The organism is Streptococcus infantis, assembly GCF_047464155.1.
Classification (GTDB): Bacteria; Bacillota; Bacilli; order Lactobacillales; family Streptococcaceae; genus Streptococcus; species Streptococcus infantis_U.
In genome coordinates, this window is sequence record NZ_JASHCL010000003.1 from 69977 (window position 1) to 90329 (window position 20353).

Annotated in this window: 17 protein-coding genes and 1 tRNA gene; 15 read left to right on the forward strand and 3 right to left on the reverse strand. The window is 40.0% G+C overall.

Annotated features, from left to right (window positions below):
* Positions 1–23: 23 nt before the first annotated feature.
* The 9 genes from asnA (at position 24) to QM810_RS06615 (ending at position 7218) form a co-directional block, all read left to right on the forward strand.
* Positions 24–1016 (forward strand): aspartate--ammonia ligase, encoded by a 993-nt coding sequence (gene asnA / locus QM810_RS06575; RefSeq protein WP_178895484.1) that lies wholly within the window; start codon positions 24–26, stop codon positions 1014–1016.
* Between the two features lie 59 nt (positions 1017–1075).
* On the forward strand, positions 1076–1615 hold the full coding sequence (rsmD, locus tag QM810_RS06580; protein ID WP_178895483.1) for a 16S rRNA (guanine(966)-N(2))-methyltransferase RsmD: 540 nt from the start codon (positions 1076–1078) through the stop codon (positions 1613–1615).
* On the forward strand, positions 1605–2093 hold the full coding sequence (coaD, locus tag QM810_RS06585; RefSeq protein WP_414254279.1) for a pantetheine-phosphate adenylyltransferase: 489 nt from the start codon (positions 1605–1607) through the stop codon (positions 2091–2093). The genes rsmD and coaD overlap by 11 nt, the downstream gene beginning before the upstream one ends.
* On the forward strand, positions 2077–3114 hold the full coding sequence (locus QM810_RS06590) for a SepM family pheromone-processing serine protease (RefSeq protein WP_414254280.1): 1038 nt from the start codon (positions 2077–2079) through the stop codon (positions 3112–3114). Before coaD ends, QM810_RS06590 begins: the two co-directional genes overlap by 17 nt.
* A 57-nt stretch (positions 3115–3171) precedes the next feature.
* Positions 3172–3402, forward strand: coding sequence for a DUF1146 family protein (locus QM810_RS06595; RefSeq protein WP_282185014.1), 231 nt, complete (start codon positions 3172–3174; stop codon positions 3400–3402).
* Between the two features lie 24 nt (positions 3403–3426).
* Positions 3427–4713: a UDP-N-acetylglucosamine 1-carboxyvinyltransferase gene (murA, locus tag QM810_RS06600; RefSeq protein ID WP_414254281.1), complete on the forward strand. Its 1287-nt coding sequence runs from the start codon at positions 3427–3429 to the stop codon at positions 4711–4713.
* Positions 4700–4894 carry a DNA-directed RNA polymerase subunit beta gene (locus QM810_RS06605; RefSeq protein ID WP_178895477.1) on the forward strand — a complete coding sequence of 65 codons (195 nt, stop codon included), beginning with the start codon at positions 4700–4702 and terminating at the stop codon, positions 4892–4894. Before murA ends, QM810_RS06605 begins: the two co-directional genes overlap by 14 nt.
* 46 nt (positions 4895–4940) lie before the next feature.
* On the forward strand, positions 4941–5768 hold the full coding sequence (locus QM810_RS06610; RefSeq protein ID WP_414254282.1) for a DNA/RNA non-specific endonuclease: 828 nt from the start codon (positions 4941–4943) through the stop codon (positions 5766–5768).
* Positions 5769–5886: 118 nt separating this feature from the next.
* A complete protein-coding gene (locus QM810_RS06615; RefSeq protein ID WP_414254283.1) occupies positions 5887–7218 on the forward strand; it encodes a hemolysin family protein in 1332 nt (443 codons plus the stop codon).
* Between the two features lie 126 nt (positions 7219–7344).
* On the opposite strand, the gene QM810_RS06620 is transcribed toward QM810_RS06615, so the two are convergent.
* Both QM810_RS06620 and QM810_RS06625 read right to left on the reverse strand, forming a co-directional pair.
* On the reverse strand, positions 7345–7509 hold the full coding sequence (locus QM810_RS06620) for a hypothetical protein (RefSeq protein WP_414254284.1): 165 nt from the start codon (positions 7507–7509) through the stop codon (positions 7345–7347).
* 15 nt (positions 7510–7524) lie between these two features.
* Positions 7525–7595 (reverse strand) — tRNA-Cys (locus tag QM810_RS06625).
* Positions 7596–7774: 179 nt separating this feature from the next.
* Between QM810_RS06625 and QM810_RS06630 the strand changes: the two genes are divergently transcribed.
* The 6 genes from QM810_RS06630 (at position 7775) to QM810_RS06655 (ending at position 14610) form a co-directional block, all read left to right on the forward strand.
* A complete protein-coding gene (locus QM810_RS06630; RefSeq protein WP_006150231.1) occupies positions 7775–9754 on the forward strand; it encodes a peptide ABC transporter substrate-binding protein in 1980 nt (659 codons plus the stop codon).
* Positions 9755–9819: 65 nt separating this feature from the next.
* A complete protein-coding gene (locus tag QM810_RS06635; RefSeq protein ID WP_414254285.1) occupies positions 9820–11316 on the forward strand; it encodes an ABC transporter permease in 1497 nt (498 codons plus the stop codon).
* Complete coding sequence (gene oppC / locus QM810_RS06640; protein WP_006150281.1) at positions 11316–12242, forward strand: oligopeptide ABC transporter permease OppC; 927 nt, start codon at positions 11316–11318, stop codon at positions 12240–12242. Before QM810_RS06635 ends, oppC begins: the two co-directional genes overlap by 1 nt.
* Before the next feature lie 8 nt (positions 12243–12250).
* Positions 12251–13318 (forward strand): ABC transporter ATP-binding protein, encoded by a 1068-nt coding sequence (locus QM810_RS06645; RefSeq protein WP_006150205.1) that lies wholly within the window; start codon positions 12251–12253, stop codon positions 13316–13318.
* Positions 13319–13328: 10 nt separating this feature from the next.
* Positions 13329–14255, forward strand: a complete 927-nt coding sequence (locus QM810_RS06650; protein ID WP_414254286.1) for an ATP-binding cassette domain-containing protein — start codon at positions 13329–13331, stop codon at positions 14253–14255.
* 154 nt (positions 14256–14409) lie between these two features.
* On the forward strand, positions 14410–14610 hold the full coding sequence (locus QM810_RS06655) for a mechanosensitive ion channel protein MscL (protein WP_263394060.1): 201 nt from the start codon (positions 14410–14412) through the stop codon (positions 14608–14610).
* A 242-nt stretch (positions 14611–14852) separates the two neighbouring features.
* Here the strand turns inward: QM810_RS06655 and QM810_RS06660 are convergent, their stop codons facing one another.
* Positions 14853–20069, reverse strand: coding sequence for an SIALI-17 repeat-containing surface protein (locus tag QM810_RS06660; protein ID WP_414254287.1), 5217 nt, complete (start codon positions 20067–20069; stop codon positions 14853–14855).
* Between the last annotated feature and the right edge of the window lie 284 nt (positions 20070–20353).

Here is a 20353-nt window from a genome sequence, read left to right on the forward strand (position 1 = left end):
TTATTATTCTAAAGGAGGAATGTATGAAGAAAAGTTTTATCCATCAGCAAGAAGAGATTTCATTTGTGAAAAATACCTTTACCCAGTATTTAAAAGATAAGTTAGAAGTAGTAGAAGTACAAGGCCCAATCTTAAGTAAGGTTGGAGACGGGATGCAGGATAACCTTTCAGGGATTGAACATCCAGTATCTGTTAAGGTTCTGCAAATTCCAGACGAAACCTACGAGGTGGTACATTCACTTGCTAAGTGGAAACGCCATACTTTGGCCCGTTTTGGTTTCGGTGAAGGAGAAGGTCTCTTCGTTCATATGAAGGCTCTTCGTCCGGACGAAGATTCACTAGATGCGACTCATTCGGTTTATGTGGACCAGTGGGACTGGGAAAAGGTTATTCCTAATGGAAAACGCAATCTAGCCTATCTTAAAGAAACAGTTGAAAAGATTTATAAGGCTATTCGTTTGACTGAGCTAGCAGTTGAAGCACGATACGATATTGAGTCAATTTTGCCTAAGCAAATTACCTTTATCCATACAGAAGAGCTTGTTGAACGCTATCCAGACTTGACACCGAAAGAACGTGAAAATGCTATCTGTAAGGAATTCGGTGCTGTCTTCCTAATTGGTATCGGTGGTGTATTATCGGATGGGAAACCTCATGATGGCCGTGCACCAGACTATGATGACTGGACAACTGAATCTGAAAATGGTTATCATGGCTTGAATGGAGATATCCTTGTCTGGAATGATAACTTGGGTGCAGCCTTTGAATTATCTTCAATGGGAATTCGTGTCGATGAAGATACCCTCCGTCGACAAGTAGCTATTACAGGAGATGAAGATCGTCTTTCTTTGGAATGGCACAAAGCTCTCTTAAACGGTCTCTTCCCATTGACAATTGGTGGAGGAATTGGTCAATCACGTATGGCTATGTTCTTACTTCGTAAGAAACATATCGGTGAAGTTCAAACAAGTGTTTGGCCACAAGAAGTCAGAGATACTTACGACAATATTCTTTAATCAATCGAACCGAGAGGTTCGATTTTCTTATTTCATCAGAATTTGGTATAATATACCTTATGAAAATCGTATCAGGAATCTACGGAGGACGTCCCTTAAAGACGTTGGAGGGCAAAACAACGAGACCAACATCTGACAAGGTCCGAGGAGCTATTTTCAATATGATTGGTCCCTACTTTGAAGGAGGACGTGTACTAGATCTCTATGCTGGTAGTGGTGGTCTATCCATCGAAGCAGTTTCTAGGGGTATGTCAAGTGCTGTTCTGGTCGAGAGGGACAGACGGGCCCAGAACATTGTGGCAGAAAATATCCGGATGACCAAGGAAACCTCAAAGTTTCAATTGTTGAAAATGGAGTCTAGCCGTGCATTGGAACAGATTGATGGTGTCTTTGATCTTATTTTCTTGGACCCTCCCTATGCAAAAGAACAAATCGTGTCGGATATTGAAAAAATGGCGGAGAGAAATCTTTTTTCAGAAGATGTCATGGTGGTCTGCGAGACCGATAAATCAGTAGAACTTCCAGAAGAAATCGCCTGTTTGGGCATCTGGAAGGAAAAAATATATGGGATTAGTAAGGTGACGGTTTATGTCAGATAAGATTGGGTTATTTACAGGTTCATTTGATCCAATGACGAATGGGCATATGGATCTCATTGAGCGTGCAAGTAAGCTCTTTGATCGCTTGTATGTTGGAATTTTTTATAATCCACACAAAAATGGCTTCTTACCGATAGAGAGTCGGTTAAAAACTGTTGAAAAAGCAGTGGCACATCTAGAGAATGTCCAAGTCATCGCCTCTCATGATGAATTAGTAGTTGATGTTGCTAGAAGTATAGGTGCAGAGGTCTTGGTGCGCGGATTACGGAATGCTACGGATCTTCAGTATGAAGCTAGTTTTGATTTTTACAACCATCAATTAGCAGGAGAAATGGAGACAGTCTATCTCCACAGTCGCCCAGAACATATCTATATTAGTTCTTCAGCTGTGAGAGAATTGTTGAAATTTGGTCAAGATATCAGTGAGTATGTCCCAAATGCTGTCTTAGAGGAGTTAAAACATGAAGAAAAAAACTAGATGGCCCATATATTTAATCATTGGGCTTGTTATTACTTTTATAGCTTTTACGGTACCCCTGCCTTATTACATTGAGGTTCCAGGGACTTCAGAAGATATTCGAAAAGTCTTACAAGTCAATAACCAAGCTGACCAAGAGGAAGGTTCCTATCAATTTGTGACAGTTGGGGTTAAACATGCTAGACTGGTGGACTTGGTTTATGCTTGGCTGACGCCTTTTACGGATATTCGAAGTGCTAAAGAGATGACAGGTGGTTCTTCAGATGCAGAATTTATGCGAATCAACCAGTTTTACATGGAAACTTCGCAAAACATGGCCAAATATCAAGGTCTGAAATCTGCTGGTAAGGAAATAGAGCTCAAATACCTGGGGGTCTATGTTTTGACTGTGACGGATAACTCGACTTTCAAGGGGATTCTCAATATCGCTGACACCGTGACGGCTGTAAACGATAAGACTTTTGAAAGCTCCAAGGAGATGGTCGACTACGTTAACTCTCAAACTCTTGGAGACAAGGTTAAGGTTACCTACCAGGAAGACGGAAAAGTCAAAACTGCTGAAGGAAAAATCATTACTCTGGAAAATGGGAAAAACGGTATTGGAATCGGTTTGATTGACCGCACAGAAGTGTCAAGTGATGTGCCAATCAAGTTTTCAACTGCTGGCATTGGTGGTCCGAGTGCTGGAATGATGTTTAGTTTATCCATCTATACGCAAATTGCAGACCCTACTCTTCGAAATGGACGTATCATTGCTGGTACAGGAAGTATCGACAGAGATGGAAATGTTGGTGATATTGGTGGAATTGACAAAAAAGTTGTTGCTGCTGCCAAAAAAGGAGCTACTGTTTTCTTTGCTCCTAACAATCCAGTAACTGAAGAAGCTAAAAAGGCCAATCCTAATGCTAAAAGTAATTATGACACGGCTGTAGAAGCTGCTGAAATGATTAAAACAGACATGAAGATTGTTCCTGTAAAAACACTTCAGGATGCAATTGACTACTTGAAAAACAACCCATAAAATATAGTGCAAGTCCATAGACTAGCGTAGAAAAAGAGAAGATGGTATAATAGGCAGATGATTCAATTGTTTTTTACCCTCAGTAGTCATATGTTTTTTGTCTACCTAGTTTTTCAACTGTTGAAAGATTTGGTCAAATGGGATCAAATTTTGAAGGTAACTAAGGACAATGCGAGGAAGGTACGACTTTTAGTAGTATTGTGTAGTATCGGTTTAGGGTATCTGATTAGTTCTTTTTTCCTAAATCTCTATCAATTATGGCAAGAAGCCATACGGACATTATTTTAAACTCGAAAGTAAAGGAAAATATTTATGGAAAAAATTGTAGTTCGAGGTGGCGATAATCGCCTAGTCGGAAGTGTCACCATTGAGGGTGCGAAAAATGCAGTTTTGCCACTACTTGCGGCGACGATTTTAGCAAGCGAAGGAAAAACAGTTTTAAAAAATGTTCCTATCTTGTCAGATGTCTTTACCATGAATCAGGTAGTTCGTGGATTAAATGCGAAAGTTAATTTTGATCAAGATGCACACATTGTTGAAGTGGATGCGACAGATGATATCACAGAAGAAGCTCCGTATAAGTATGTCAGCAAGATGCGTGCTTCTATTGTAGTCTTGGGTCCAATCCTGGCTAGGGTTGGTCACGCTAAAGTTTCGATGCCAGGTGGATGTACGATTGGTAGTCGTCCGATTGACCTTCACCTTAAAGGTTTGGAAGCAATGGGGGCTAAGATCACCCAGACAGCTGGTTATATCGAAGCTAAGGCAGAACGCTTGCATGGAGCCCATATCTATATGGACTTTCCTAGTGTTGGGGCAACTCAAAACTTGATGATGGCTGCAACGCTAGCTGATGGCGTAACTGTTATCGAAAATGCCGCGCGTGAACCTGAAATTGTAGATTTAGCTGTTCTTTTAAACAAAATGGGGGCTAAGGTCAAAGGCGCGGGAACAGAGAGCATTACCATCACTGGTGTTGAAAACTTGCATGGTGCAACCCATAACGTTGTTCAAGACCGTATTGAAGCAGGGACATTCATGGTTGCTGCTGCAATGACAGGTGGAGATGTCCTGATTCAAGATGCTATCTGGGAACACAACCGTCCCTTGTTAGCTAAATTACAGGAAATGGGTGTTGAAGTCATCGATGAGGATGAAGGTATTCGCATCCGTTCTCAACGAGACAAACTAAAAGCAGTTCATGTCAAGACCTTACCACATCCAGGGTTTCCTACGGACATGCAGGCGCAGTTTACTGCTCTTATGACGGTTGCTCAAGGAGAATCGACTATGATTGAGACAGTCTTTGAGAATCGCTTCCAACATCTAGAAGAAATGCGTCGCATGGGCTTGCATTCTGAGATCATCCGTGACACTGCTCGTATCGTTGGCGGGCAACCTCTCCAAGGGGCAGAAGTGCTGTCTACGGACCTTCGTGCCAGTGCAGCCTTGATCCTGACAGGTTTAATAGCTGAAGGTGAGACTGTTGTTGGGAAACTTGTCCATTTGGATAGAGGTTATTATCGTTTCCATGAAAAATTAGCTCAGTTAGGGGCTAATATTGAACGGGTAAGTGTGGAAGCTGATGAAGATGAATAAAGAAGTATCTTATGTGCTACGTCGATTTCTATTGGTCATTATTGTTTTGCTTCTAGGGATTTTGGCGCTTGGAATTGGCTTGATGATTGGCTATGGTATCGTAGGAAAAGGTCAAGATCCGTGGGCAATTTTGACACCCGATAAATGGCATGAACTGATTGCAAAATTTACAGGGAAATAGGCTGGGGAACCGGCCTTTTTCTAAGGATAAAAAATAAGGAGGAAACATGAATAAAAAAACCAGACAGGCCCTCATAGGTCTCCTGATTTTTCTACTTTTGTCGGCAGGAAGTTACTACATAAGAGAAATGCAGGCTTCCAATAATACACCACAAACACAGGTACAGCAAAAGTCAGAGTCACCTGATACTCCTAGTCAAGAATTGGCTGAGAGTGTATTGACTGATTCGGTCAAAAAACAAATAAAGGGATCCCTTGAGTGGAATGGAGCAGGTGCCTTTATTGTAAATGGGAACAAAACCAATCTAGATGCTAAGGTATCAAGTAAACCCTATGCTGATAATAAAACTAAAACTGTAGGTGGTGAGACCGTTCCTACCGTAGCCAATGCGCTCATGTCAAAGGCAACTCGACAGTACAAAGACCGTGAAGAGACGGGGAATGGTTCAACTTCTTGGACACCAGCAGGATGGCATCAAGTTAAGAATCTAAAAGGAACCTACAATCACGCAGTAGATAGAGGGCATTTATTAGGCTATGCCTTGATTGGTGGTTTGGATGGTTTTGATGCATCTACTAGCAATCCAAAAAATATTGCTGTACAAACAGCCTGGGCCAACCAAGCACAAGCTGAAGATTCGACTGGACAAAACTACTATGAAGGTTTAGTGCGAAAAGCGCTAGATAAGAATAAACGAGTGCGTTACCGTGTTACGCTACTGTATGCGACAGAAGAGGACCTAGTACCTTCTGCCTCTCAAATTGAAGCAAAATCCTCTGACGGAGAATTGGAGTTTAATGTAGTAATTCCTAATGTTCAAAAGGGAATTCGGTTAGATTACCGAACAGGGGAAGTTACGGTTACAAAAGACTAATAAATAGATAATTCCTTATCGTTTCGATAGGGGATTTACTATAGAAATCGAAAATTAATGTGTAGAAGTTAAAAAATGTGGTATAATAGTCTCAATTATACTTTTTAGGAGAAGGAAAATGGAAGACCCGAGCAGTCAGGATTTGTTACTGCAGTTTGTATTATTAGTTGTTTTGACCTTTTTAAATGCTTTTTTCTCTGCTACAGAGATGGCTATGGTTTCTCTTAGTCGCTCACGTGTTGAACAAAAGGCTGAAGAGGGAGATAAACGTTATATCCGTTTGCTAAAGGTACTTGAAAACCCCAGTCACTTTTTATCAACCATTCAAGTTGGTATTACTTTAATTACGATCTTATCAGGGGCTAGGTTAGCAGATTCTCTTGGCGAATTGATTGCCTCTTGGATGGGAAATAGCGAGACTGCGTATGCAGTAGCTTCTTTCTTATCACTTGCTTTTTTGACCTATATTTCAATCGTTTTTGGTGAACTTTATCCTAAACGCATTGCTCTAAATCTTAAGGATGCCTTGGCAATCCGAACAGTACCATTTATTATTGCTCTCGGTAAGATTGTGAGTCCCTTTGTTTGGATGCTATCAGCATCAACCAATCTATTGAGTCGTTTGACACCAATGACATTTGACGATGCAGATGAAAAAATGACTCGGGATGAGATTGAGTATATGCTCACCAATAGTGAAGAAACCTTGGATGCTGATGAAATTGAAATGTTACAGGGTATTTTCTCTCTAGACGAACTTATGGCACGTGAAGTCATGGTTCCTCGAACAGATGCCTTCATGGTAGATATTCAAGATGATACTCAGACGATCATCGAAAGCATCTTAAAACAAAATTTTTCTCGAATCCCTGTCTATGATGATGACAAGGACAATGTCATTGGTTTGATACACACCAAGAGTCTGCTAAAAGCAGGATTTACTGATGGTTTTGACAACATCGTGTTGAGAAAGATATTACAGGAACCCCTCTTTGTACCTGAAACTATTTTTGTTGATGATTTGTTGAAAGAACTGAGAAATACACAAAGACAGATGGCTATTCTTCTTGATGAATATGGAGGAATGGCTGGTTTGGTAACACTTGAGGATCTCCTTGAAGAGATTGTTGGTGAGATCGATGATGAGACTGACCGTGCGGAAGTCTATGTTCATACTATCGGCGAGGACACTCATATTGTCCAAGGGACAATGAATTTGAATGATTTCAATGACTATTTTGATGTCGAACTTGAAAGTGACGATGTAGATACCATTGCTGGTTATTATTTGACAGGTGTGGGAACTATTCCAACATCAGAAAAACTTAGTTATGAGTTAGATAGTGGTAACAAGCATATCACCTTGACAAATGACAAGGTAAAAAATGGTCGTGTAACCAAGCTTAAGGTTCAAATTCAAGAACTTGAATCTGAAGAAGAAACTGAATAAAACAAAAGCTTTATCAGAGAAAACTGATAAAGCTTTTTTAAGCGTTAAAAAGAAAAGACTCCTTTAGGAGTCTTTGTTTAAATAGAGGTGGAGTATTCTTATTTGCTTGATTTTTGTCTGTTTTGTTTATTTCAATATTATACCACTAGCGGCAACTAGTCTTTTTTGTTTGCTCAAAAAACACCCCCCGCCCCAAACTTGCCCCAAAAGATTTTTAAAGTTATCCTTTTTTATCCTAAAGAAAAACCAAAAAAGTCCGTAAATACGGACTTTTTTCGGATAAATTGCCATAAACAAGCATAAAAAAGGCGGTAGACGGATTTGAACCGACGATCAAGCTTTTGCAGAGCCGTGCCTTACCACTTGGCTATACCGCCTTAACTTTTATTATTATACCTTGAAAATTGTTTCTCGTCAATAGTTTTCTTTTCTGAAAACATAAGATTCAAATGTTTAAAAAAACATGCGACAAAATATTCTGAAAATTCGTTTACTTTTTAAAAAAACTGTGGTATAATCTTCAATATCCACAATTTAAAACGAGGAGTTTAAAAATATGAAAAAAAGTCGGATTCTTGCGGTAGCGGGTGTTGCGCTACTTGCTACAGGTGTTCTTGCAGCTTGCGGTTCTTCAAAATCATCAAATGCTGAAGCACCAAAGGCTTATGGCTATACTTATACTGCTGACCCAGAAACATTGGACTACCTAATTTCTGGTAAACAAAGTACAAAAGTTGCTACTTCAAATGGTATCGATGGTCTCTTTACAAATGACCAATATGGAAATCTAACTCCTGCAGTCGCTGAAGACTGGTCAGTATCTCAAGATGGATTGACATATACATACAAGATTCGTAAAGGTGTAAAATGGTTCACATCTGATGGTGAAGAATATGCAGAAGTAACTGCAAATGACTTTGTTACAGGTTTAAAACACGCAGCTGACAATAAATCAGCCGCTCTTTACCTAGCACAAAATTCTGTTAAAGGATTGGCTGACTATATATCAGGGAACAATACAGACTTTTCTGCAGTAGGTATTAAAGCTGTTGATGATTACACTCTTCAATATACATTGAACAAACCTGAACCATACTGGAACTCTAAATTATCTTATGGAATCTTCTGGCCTTTGAATGCAGAGTTTGAAAAATCAAAAGGTAAAGACTTTGGTAAAGCGACAGATCCAACATCATTGCTTTACAATGGTCCATTCTTGCTTAAGGGATTGACAGCTAAGTCTTCTATCGAATTTGCAAAGAATGATCAGTATTGGGATAAAGACAATGTTCACATCGATACTGTAACACTTTCTTACTATGATGGTTCAGACCAAGAGTCACTTGAGCGTAACTTTACAAATGGTGCATATAGTTATGCACGTCTCTTCCCTACTAGCTCAAACTATTCTAAAGTAGCAGAAACATATAAAGATAATATCTACTATACCCCACAGGGAGCTGGTATTGCTGGTTTAGGTGTTAACATTGACCGTCAAAGTTATAAATATACATCAAAAACAACTGACGAGGAAAAGACTTCTACTAAGAAAGCTCTTCTTAACAAAGACTTCCGTCAAGCTTTGAACTTTGCTTTTGACCGTACTGCTTATTCAGCTCAGCTAAATGGTAAGGATGGAGCCGCCCTTGCTGTTCGTAACCTCTTTGTCAAACCTGACTTTGTTTCTGCTGGAGATAAGACATTTGGTGACTTGGTTACTGAGAAAGTTGTTTCTTATGGTGATGAATGGAAAGACGTAAACTTTGCGGATGCTCAAGATGGTCTTTACAATGCTGATAAGGCTAAAGCAGAACTAGCTAAAGCTAAAAAAGTCCTTGAAGCAGATGGTGTAAAATTCCCAATCCACTTGGATATTCCAGTTGACCAAACATCTAAAAACTATATCGCTCGTATCCAATCATTTAAACAATCTGTTGAGACGGCTTTGGGTACAGATAATGTAGTTATCGATATTCAACAAATCACTACAGATGAATTACAAAATGCCACATACTACGCAGCTAGTGCGGCAGCAGAAGATTGGGACCTTTCAGGTGCTGTTGGATGGAATCCAGACTATGATGATCCATCAACATACCTTGATATCTTGAAAACAACTAACAGTGAAACAACTAAGTCCTACATGGGCTATGATAATCCATCAAACCCAGCGGTTGCTCAAGTTGGTTTGAATGATTATGACAAATTAGTTGATGATGCAGCTAGTGAAACAACCGATCTTAATAAACGTTATGAGAAATATGCAGCAGCTCAAGCTTGGTTGACAGATAGCTCACTCTTCCTTCCAGCTATGTCTTCTTCAGGAGCAGCACCAATCATTTCTCGCGTAGTACCATTCTCAGCATCTTATACTCAATCTGGTGATAAAGGTTCAGATGTTTACTTCAAATATCTTAAATTGCAAGCGAACACTGTAACTGCTAAAGAGTACAAAGAAGCTCGTGAAAAATGGCTCAAAGAAAAAGCTGAATCAAACGAGAAAGCTCAAAAAGAATTAGCGAGCCACGTGAAATAAATAATGCTCATTAGAACTTTCTCTCCAAAAGGAGAAGGTTCTTTTGGGATTTTAAAGGAAATAATATGAAAAAATATGTTTTTATGCGTATCTTGCGGTCGTTAGTTTCTATCTTTTTAGTAACGACCTTGATTTACACAATCATCTATACGATGGTTCCACGGAAGTTGATCTTCAAACAAGATACTAACTACAATAAAATTGCAACTACAGCTGATAAACGCGATAACTATGAAAATACCGTTTATGAGCGTATGGGTTATATCGAATATTACGATACAAAAGAGTTGCAGGAAAAAGCTAGTAGCATTGACCCTTCTGTTACAGTAGATGCAAATGATACAAATAAAGCTATCTATGAAAAATACATCCAACAACTTGGGAACGGTTGGACTTTGGGTGAGTTTACAGAGAGCGGTCAATTCTATGCGACTCGTGAAATCCCTATTTTCGAGCGTGTGTTCAAATTCTATGCAAACTTGCTTGATATTGACTATACAAACAAGATTCAAGACCCAGAAAATCCTAACTTAGAGCGTTATTTGCGTTTTGAAAACGATCCAGCTATCGGATGGTCTTTAGTAGGTTCAGGGACTAAACATAAATACCTCTTGTACTTCAACAGTCAGTTCCCATTTGTTCATCAGAACTTTGTGAACTTAAATCTAGGAGATTCTTACCCAACTTATGCCAATACTCCTGTTCTTCAAGTTATCACACAAGGTCAAGGACAAACCAAGACTTCTGAAGTTCAATTCCCAACTGGGAAGAAAACTTCATCAGTCAATATCTACACAAGAACTTATAAATCACCAAGTCAGGCGGATGCACGTGAAGTAGCGAACTACGGTAAAGGTGATCCATATACAGCTACTGAAAGCAACTATCAGTATCCATCTATGATTACCAGTTCTGCTATTGCTGGTTTGATTGGCCTTGCAATTTCGTACGCGATTGCGGTTCCACTTGGTTCTGCAATGGCTCGTTACAAGAATACTTGGATTGATAGTTTCTCTACAGGAGCTTTAACATTCTTACTTGCTCTTCCAACTATCGCTCTTGTCTATATCATTCGTTTGATTGGTTCTTCAATTGGACTCCCTGATTCATTCCCTATCTTGGGTGCTGGAGACTGGCGTTCATATGTACTACCTGCAGTTATTCTTGGTTTACTTGGTGCTCCTGGTTTGGCTATCTGGATTCGTCGTTACATGATTGACTTACAATCACAAGACTTTGTTCGTTTTGCACGTGCAAAAGGTCTTTCTGAGAAAGAAATTTCAAACAAACACATCTTTAAAAATGCTATGGTACCGCTCGTTTCAGGTATTCCAGGTTCTATTATCGGTGTTATTGGTGGAGCTACTCTTACTGAAACAGTCTTCGCCTTCCCAGGTATGGGTAAAATGTTGATTGACTCTGTAAAAGCGTCAAATAATAACATGGTTGTTGGTCTAGTTTTCATCTTTACTTGCGTCTCAATCTTCTCTTACTTAATTGGGGATATTTGGATGACAATTATTGACCCACGTATTAAGTTGACAGAGAAAGGAGGCAAATAATGTCTACAATTAGTAATGATAAATTTCAGTTTGTAAAACGCGATGACTTTGCCTCTGAAGCAATTGATGCTCCTGCCTACTCATATTGGGGTTCTGTTTTTAGACAATTTTTGAAAAAGAAATCAACCATCATCATGCTTGGTATTTTGATTTCAATCGTTTTGATGAGTTTCATCTACCCAATGTTTTCTGATTTCGACTTCAATGATGTAAGTAAGGTAAATGATTTTAGCGCTCGCTACATTAAACCAAATGCGGAACATTGGTTCGGTACAGATAGTAATGGTAAGTCTCTTTTTGATGGTGTCTGGTTTGGAGCCCGTAACTCTATCTTGATTTCCGTTATTGCGACCTTTATCAATATTGTAATTGGTGTTATTGTCGGCGGTATCTGGGGTATTTCAAAATCAGTTGACCGCGTCATGATGGAAGTTTATAACGTTATTTCCAACATCCCACACTTATTGATTGTTATCGTCCTAACATACTCAATCGGAGCAGGTTTCTGGAATTTGATTTTTGCCATGAGTGTAACGACTTGGATTGGGATTGCCTACTCAATTCGTATCCAAATCATGCGTTACCGTGACTTAGAGTACAACCTTGCTTCACGCACACTCGGAACTCCAACATACAAAATTGTCATTAAAAATATCATGCCACAATTGGTATCTGTTATTGTTACGACTACATCACAAATGCTTCCAGCATTTATCTCATATGAAGCCTTTCTATCATTCTTTGGACTTGGATTGCCTATTACAGTACCAAGTTTAGGTCGATTGATTTCAGATTATTCACAGAACGTAACAACAAATGCATACCTCTTCTGGATTCCATTGACAACTTTGGTCTTGGTATCCTTGTCACTTTTCGTAGTTGGTCAAAACCTAGCGGATGCTAGTGATCCACGTACACATAGATAGGAGTAGACATGACAAAAGAAAAAAATGTAATTTTGACTGCTCAAGATATTGTCGTGGAATTTGATGTTCGTGACAAAATTTTGACAGCTATTCGTGGAGTATCTCTGGAGTTGATTGAGGGCGAAGTGCTTGCACTCGTTGGAGAATCTGGTTCAGGGAAATCTGTTTTAACAAAAACTTTTACAGGAATGTTGGAAGATAATGGTCGTATTGCGAACGGTAGTATTCTTTACCGTGACCAAGATTTGACTGAATTTTCTTCTCATAAAGATTGGGAGCAAATTCGTGGTGCGAAGATTGCAACGATCTTCCAGGACCCGATGACCAGTCTTGACCCAATCAAAACAATCGGAAGTCAAATCACAGAAGTTATTGTTAAACACCAAGGGAAAACGGCTCAAGAAGCAAAAGACTTGGCGATTGACTATATGAATAAGGTTGGTATCCCTGACGCTGAGAGACGTTTTAATGAATATCCATTCCAGTATTCTGGAGGAATGCGTCAACGTATTGTTATTGCGATTGCCCTTGCGTGTCGTCCAGATGTTTTGATTTGTGATGAACCAACAACAGCCCTTGATGTGACCATCCAAGCTCAGATTATTGACTTGTTGAAAACACTTCAACAAGAATACCACTTTACAACTATCTTTATCACACACGACCTTGGTGTTGTAGCAAGTATTGCTGATAAAGTTGCAGTTATGTATGCTGGTGAAATCGTTGAGTATGGTACAGTTGAAGAAATCTTCTACGATCCACGTCACCCATACACATGGAGCCTCTTATCAAGTTTGCCACAGCTGGCTGACGATAAAGGAGAATTGTATTCAATTCCGGGAACACCTCCATCACTGTATACTGAATTGAAGGGAGATGCTTTTGCTCTTCGTTCAGATTATGCGATGAAGATTGATTTCGAAGAAAAAGCTCCTCAGTTTGCAGTATCTGATACTCACTGGGCTAAAACATGGTTGCTTGATGAACAAGCTCCAAAAGTTGCAAAACCAGCAGTAATTGCAGATTTACACGATAAGATTCGTGAAAAGATGGGCTTTGCTCATCTTGAGGACTAGGAGGAAGGAAATGTCTGAAAAATTAGTAGAAGTTAAAGACTTAGAGATTTCCTTCGGTGAAGGAAGCAAAAAGTTTGTAGCCGTTAAGAATGCAAACTTCTTTATCAACAAAGGCGAAACATTCTCACTTGTTGGAGAATCTGGTAGTGGTAAGACAACAATTGGTCGTGCCATTATCGGTCTTAATGATACCAGCAAAGGTGATATCATCTTTGATGGTAAAAAAATTAATGGTAAAAAATCACGTGAACAAGCAGAGGAATTGATCCGTCGCATTCAAATGATTTTCCAAGACCCAGCCGCAAGTTTGAATGAACGTGCAACAGTTGACTATATCATCTCAGAAGGTCTTTACAACCACCATTTATTTAAAGACGAAGAAGAAAGAAAAGAAAAAGTTCAAAACATCATTCGTGAAGTAGGACTTTTGGCTGAACACTTGACACGTTACCCTCATGAGTTCTCAGGTGGACAACGTCAACGTATCGGGATTGCTCGTGCCTTGGTTATGCAACCTGACTTCGTGATCGCGGATGAGCCAATTTCAGCCTTGGACGTTTCAGTGCGTGCCCAAGTTTTGAACTTGCTCAAGAAATTTCAAAAAGAATTGGGCTTGACCTATCTCTTTATCGCCCACGATTTGTCAGTAGTTCGTTTCATCTCTGATCGTATCGCGGTAATTTATAAGGGTGTCATTGTTGAAGTGGCTGAAACTGAAGAATTGTTTAACAATCCAGTTCATCCATACACACAAGCACTTTTATCAGCTGTGCCGATTCCAGATCCAATCTTGGAACGTAAGAAAGTTTTGAAAGTCTATGATCCTAATCAACATGACTACGAAACTGATAAACCTTCTATGGTTGAAATTCGTCCAGGTCATTACGTTTGGGCTAACCAAGCAGAATTGGAACGCTATAAAAAAGAAATGAAATAATCAATAAAGTTTTATAATCTAGCTAGAAGTTTTCTAGTAAGATTATGAAACTTTTTTATTTTACAGATAAAAGCTTGATTATCTATAAGAATTTGATATACTGAATACAATAAAAATAGAATAGTAATAGTCGGAGTAATCAAGGGAGAATCACATGGACAACCAACCAAATTTTTTTACAGGAATGGCTAGAATTATTGGGACATGCCTCTGGGTAAAAGGAATGGAAGTACTGACTGAGAAGAAGGAATCTGAATCGGAAGTGGTAAAGGTTGCTAAATTTTTGACGGCTTATAAATTGCTATCTTCCTTACCTTGGATTGCGGGACTTCCTAGAAAGGAAGATAAAAAATGAAATTTATTTGGGATATTTTATTTTATATCCTAGTCAAGCCACTGATTACGATTGTAGAATTCATTTGGTATCACATTTGTTTATTTTTTTATGAATTCCTTTTAAATTTGTTATATTCGATTTTTAACTGGATTTATAACTGGCTTTTTAGTTTATTTTAAAAGACTCTGAAAGAAATCAAAAGGATGAGTAATTTACTCATCCTTTTTCTATTTATCTAAATCTTTATAGATTTATTGGGATCACTCTTTTTTACCTTTTAGCAAGAAGGCAGAAGTTAAAGCTAGACTGAGACTTGCCATGAAAAGGAGTGGACTGGACTCTTCTCCAGTGGCAGGAAGCTGTTTGTCATTTGTAGAATTTTCACCATTGAGCTGGTTTTTATTTGCTAATGGACTAGCTTCTTCTGCTTGAGTTGAACTTGGTTGTTGGACTTCTGTTTCAGTCTTGTAGACGATAGCATAAGTAGTCAAATCAATGGTGAGAAACTCAAGCATGCCATCACGAATTGTGAAATCTTGTGATTTCAAGTCTTTTTCTGAATTGAAACGATAGAATTCCTGGACTGTACCAGAAATTGGTAATCGAACCAGTACAGCACCTTTTGCTTGGATTGGTTGACCATTTTCATTCTTGAGTTGAATGTTGTAGGCATCATATTTCTTGCCCAAGAGTTCTTGCTTGTCTACTTTCTGGATTTCAAGATAACTTGCTTCACCTAGCTCAGTAGCTCCACTGATGACTTGAACTCCGGTAGCCTGGTCTTTTAAGGCTTTGAGTTTAAACTCAGGAAGAGAGATGATAGGAGCCGCTTGGTCGCTCGCAGTACCGATAGGGCCAGTGTATTCAGGAATATCCACGATAGGAGCCGCTTGGTCGCTCGCAGTACCGATAGGCCCAGTGTATTCAGGGATATCTACGCTAGGAGCTGCCTGATCGCTTGCAGTACCGATAGGCCCAGCATATTCAGGAATATCTACGACAGGCGCTTCCTGTTCCCCTGCAGCACCGATAGGCTTAGTATATTCAGGAATATCTACGATAGGAGCCGCTTGTTCCCCTGCAGTACCGATAGGCTTAGTATATTCAGGAATATCTACGACAGGCGCTTCCTGTTCCCCTACGGTTCCGATAGACTCAGTGTATTCAGGAATATCCACGATAGGAGGTTCCTGTTCTCCCGCAGTTCCAATTGGGTCAGTATATTCAGGAATGGTTACTACTGGAGCAGGCTCATCACCTTTGCTTGTAACAACTTTTTCTTCTACAGGGGCAGTTTCCCCTTTTGGAAAGACTGTTACAATAGTACTGCTTCGTGTTTCTCCTAGGATAGCATAAGCTTCTATTGGATTGCCGGATTTACGGTCCGTAGTTTCAGGGATGTCGATTTGAATCTTGTTATCCTTTATGCTTAATACAGTTTGTTCGCCAGAAGTGACAAGATGATTATCATCGACTTTTCTTAAGACTAGGGAATCCGTAATACCAGGGAATGTCACAGCTACAGCATCCCAGTTACCAGTTGGTAAAGTTAGTGTTACTTTCTTATCTTCTACCTTTATAGGTTCGAGGCTTGGTGTATCTAATGATACTGATGGAGCTTTTAGAATATCGAATGAGTCCAGGGAGATTTTCTTTCGACCGTCTGGAGAATCTGGATCCACTTTTAAAGTTAGAACGTGATCGCCATCTGCTAGATTAGTGAATTCACCAATCAAAGCTCCTTTTTCGGTAGCTCCGGCAGTGTAGAAGTCAAGGCTTGGCATTTCTTTTCCATCGAGTGTTACAAGTGCCTTGCCAAGAGCTGAAGTTTTCAGACCATAGATACGAATACCTGTTCCAGAGAATGGAATTCTTGCAGTTGCTTCAGGAGCAAGACTATCGTCTGCATTGATATCCGCATATTTCTCTGTAGAAGCATAGAGTTCCGCATCAGTCCAGTCTTTAAATGCTGAGCCGTATTGGATACGAGAATCACGATCATCTATTTTCTCAACTGTTTCTCCTTGTCCTGGGAAGACCTTGAAGTAATCTAAGGAAATTTTTGAGCGTTCACTTCCGCGTCCCTTATGTTCACGCTTAACAGTGATAGTCATAAGGTGAGGGCCTGAAGAAAGATTTGTATAACGACCGATTAGGACACCCTTTTCAGTAGCTCCAGCCGTATAGAAATCTAGCTCACCAACAGATTTGCCATCGATTGTAACCTCAGCAAGTCCTAATTGAGAAGACTTGAGTCCGTAAATTTCAATACCAGGTCCATTGAAAGGAATAGTTGCAGTCGCATCCTTATCGGAGTAATTTCCATTTGAGATATCGGCGTATTTTTCTGTTCCGCCAAAGAGTTCTGAATCAGCCCAGTTTCCATAAGCAGAGCCGTATTGGATGCGCTTGTCACGGTCATCCATCAACTCACTGAAGGCATCGATGGAAGTAACGTCTGAAACTGGTGTTGTACGATCCCCTAGCATAGCCTTAACGCTATAAGTATAGGCGTGACTAGAATCAATTGAGCGATCGATAAAGTGAGTTTGGTTGGTGATGAACTCACGAACGCTAGGGGTTTGGCTGTTTTCATCCTTGCTTTCTCGTCGGATGACATAATGAGTTGCCCCCTCAACTGTATTAAAGTCGAGTTCAGCTGTGACGGAATCTTTTCGAAGGGCTGATAAGCGAGTCACTCGTCCAGGGAAGTTTTCAAAGGTAATGACATCACCCTTTTGAGTCGCAAGTTGGATACGGTTATCTTTGAGGCGACTAGCTTGAACTTCCTTGCCATTAATCTTGACAATACTAGATTCGATATTTGGATAGTCTACGACTAAGTCTCCACCAACATTAGAAAGGAAGGACAGCGTTTCAAGATTTTTCTCTTTCCATTTCATGCTGACTTCAAAATTACCACGAGCTACGAGACCTGAGACCTGACCGTCTTTCCATGCATCTGGAAGAGCTGGTAATGGGGCAATGTAGCCTGTGTGAGATTGAAGGAGCATTTCTGCCATACCGCTGGTTGCACCAAAGTTTCCATCAATTTGGAAAGGCGCGTGCGTATCCCAGAGGTTTTCTAGAGTTGAAGACTTGAGCTGTTCAGCCAACAAACGGTGGGCACGATTTCCATCTAAGAGACGAGCCCAGAGGTTGATTTTATTGGCCTTAGACCAACCAGTTCCACCATCTCCACGGTGGTTTAGGGTTGCGCGTGCAGCTTCCAAATATTCAGGCTGATCCTTGCCAAATAGAGTACCTGGGAAGAGTCCAACCAGATGAGAAACGTGGCGGTGATGGTTTTCAATTCCTTCATTAGTGAATTGAGGGCTGTCTTCCTCGTACCATTCCTTGATACGACCGTCTTGGTTGATATGAAGTGGTTTGAGCTTGTCAAATTTAGCCTTCACTTCTGTCACCAAATCTTGGTCGACATTGAGATGATTGGCTGCTTCCATATAATCATGGAATAACTGCCAAACTAGAGATTGGTCAAAGGTATTCCCAATCGTAATGGTTCCATGCTCTGGCGAGTATGATGGAGAAGAAACCCAACGGTCACTGGCCTTGTCGTAGTGTAAGAAGGAGTTCCAGAACTTGGCTGTTTCCTTGAGCATTGGATAAATCTTTTCTTTGAGATAAGTTTCATCCTTGGTGAATTTGTAGTAGTCATAGACGTTCTGCATCATCCAAGCATTGGCAGCTGGAGACCAGCCCCAATAGTAGTTCCAGCCAGGAGTAGTCCAGCCAAATGGTGTCGCCTGAGTATGAACCAACCAACCGTTTTCTTGACCTTCTTTGGATTCGATACCTGCGTATTCTTTAGCAGCGATACGACCATAATAGCGCATGTCATCGATATAATTGATCATTGGCTTAGCTGTTTCTGCGAGATTACTCATGTAGGCAGGCCAATAGTTCATTTGTAGGTTGACATTGAGGTGGTAGTCTGAGTTCCAAGGTGGATTATCTACAGCATTCCAGACACCTTGCAAGTTGGCGGGGAGGGCATCTGTCCGGTTACGAGAAGAACTGATCAGTAGGTAACGTCCGTATTGGAAGAAGAGTTCTTCTAGTTTTTGCCCTTTTGTTGGATTATAGGTTTGGAGAGCTTCTTTTGTAGTTTGATTAGACTTGCTGCCGCCGAGGTTTAACTGAACACGATTGAAAAGACTTTGGTAATCCTTGATGTGGTCAATTTTCAGAGTCTCATAGTCTTTGGCTTTAGCAGCTTCGACGATAGATTTGACAGTCTTTTCTACATCAATATCCTTGCGGTAATTGGTTTTCGGATTTTGAGCAAAATTGGTCTTGGCACTGAGTAGCAGTGTTGCATAACTTGCTCCTGTAACTGTCAAATAGCCATCTTGAGCAGTGACTTGTCCATCTGTCTTGATACCAAGATAAGAGGCAAATTTCAGACCATTGTCTTTGACAGTTCCCTTGAGTAAAATACCATTAGAATCAACGCTAACAGTCCCTTGTTTGTATTTAGAATTCTCCCAAGAATAATCTCCATTAGCAATCAAATCTTCAGTCAAGCTATTCCAAAGTGTAAAATCAAGCGTCTTATCTCCCTTTTTAGTCAAATGGGTAACAGTGACGTCATCTGGGTAACTAGAGAAGGTTTCGCGCTTAAAGTTTGTACCGTCTTGGGTATATGAAGTGGTCGAGATGGCCTCAGAAATATCTAAGCCACGATGGTAGTCGGTAACATTCTCCAAGCCTTTCTTTTGGTTGTTAAAGACCATAAAGATATCACCAAAAGATAAGTAACGACCATACTGAGAATTGTTTGGTCCTACTAGGTTACGCTCTGCCAATTGTTTGGCTTTTTGGCGGTTTCCTTCTTCCAAAGCTTTACGAATTTCTGCCAAAACCTTATAGCGGTCCTGATAGTTCCCTCCATTGTAGTCAGTGCTATCAGGTTGTGGCCCACCAGACCAGAGAGTTTTTTCATTGTATTGGATTCTTTCTTCACCGATTAATCCAAAAACCTTAGCCCCCATTTCACCGTTTCCGACAGGCAAGGCTTGTTTTTCCCAGCCGTCATAAGAAGGAGCAGTTGGCTGGTCGTAATGAAGTTGATAGTTTTCTTGCTTAGTCATAGGAAGTTCTGGCTTTTCACTCTCCTTATTTTCAGAAGGTTCAACTACAGCGTTAGTCTCTGATTGATGATGTGTTTGAGGTAATTCCTTTTCAGGTTTTACCTCTTTGTCAGCTAATTCAGTAGAATGATGAGTGTCTGTGCTTGGCTGATTCTCCGTCTTTGCTTGACTTGGTTCCTCTACTTTGACATCTACTTTAACCGTCGTCTCACTAACATTCGTTTGATTGTCCTTCACTTCGAGGCTTTCAGCAGCTACATTCTGTGTTGCTAGAAAAACAGCTCCCAGTAGAACAGAAGCAGTTCCAACGGTCAACTTTCGGATGCTATACTTACAGGATTTTTCCCAATAGCTCTTCTCCATAAAAACTCCTTTCTCAAATCTGTAAGCGCATACATTTTTTGGTAAAAAAAATAAGCCTTGCAGAAAGATGTTTCCTTTGATTTGTATAATCTTAATATAGCAAATAAATCCAACCATTGCAAGGTTTTTTCGGAAAAACTGAATTATTTTACCAAATTTTAGTTCTTTTTTTTTATTTTATTGAATTAAAAAAGATTAGAGTAGAAAAAGAATTTGAGTAATGCCCTACCCTTTTGAAAGCGTAAATCAAACTAGTCAGGCGTGGGACTTTATGGTATAATATA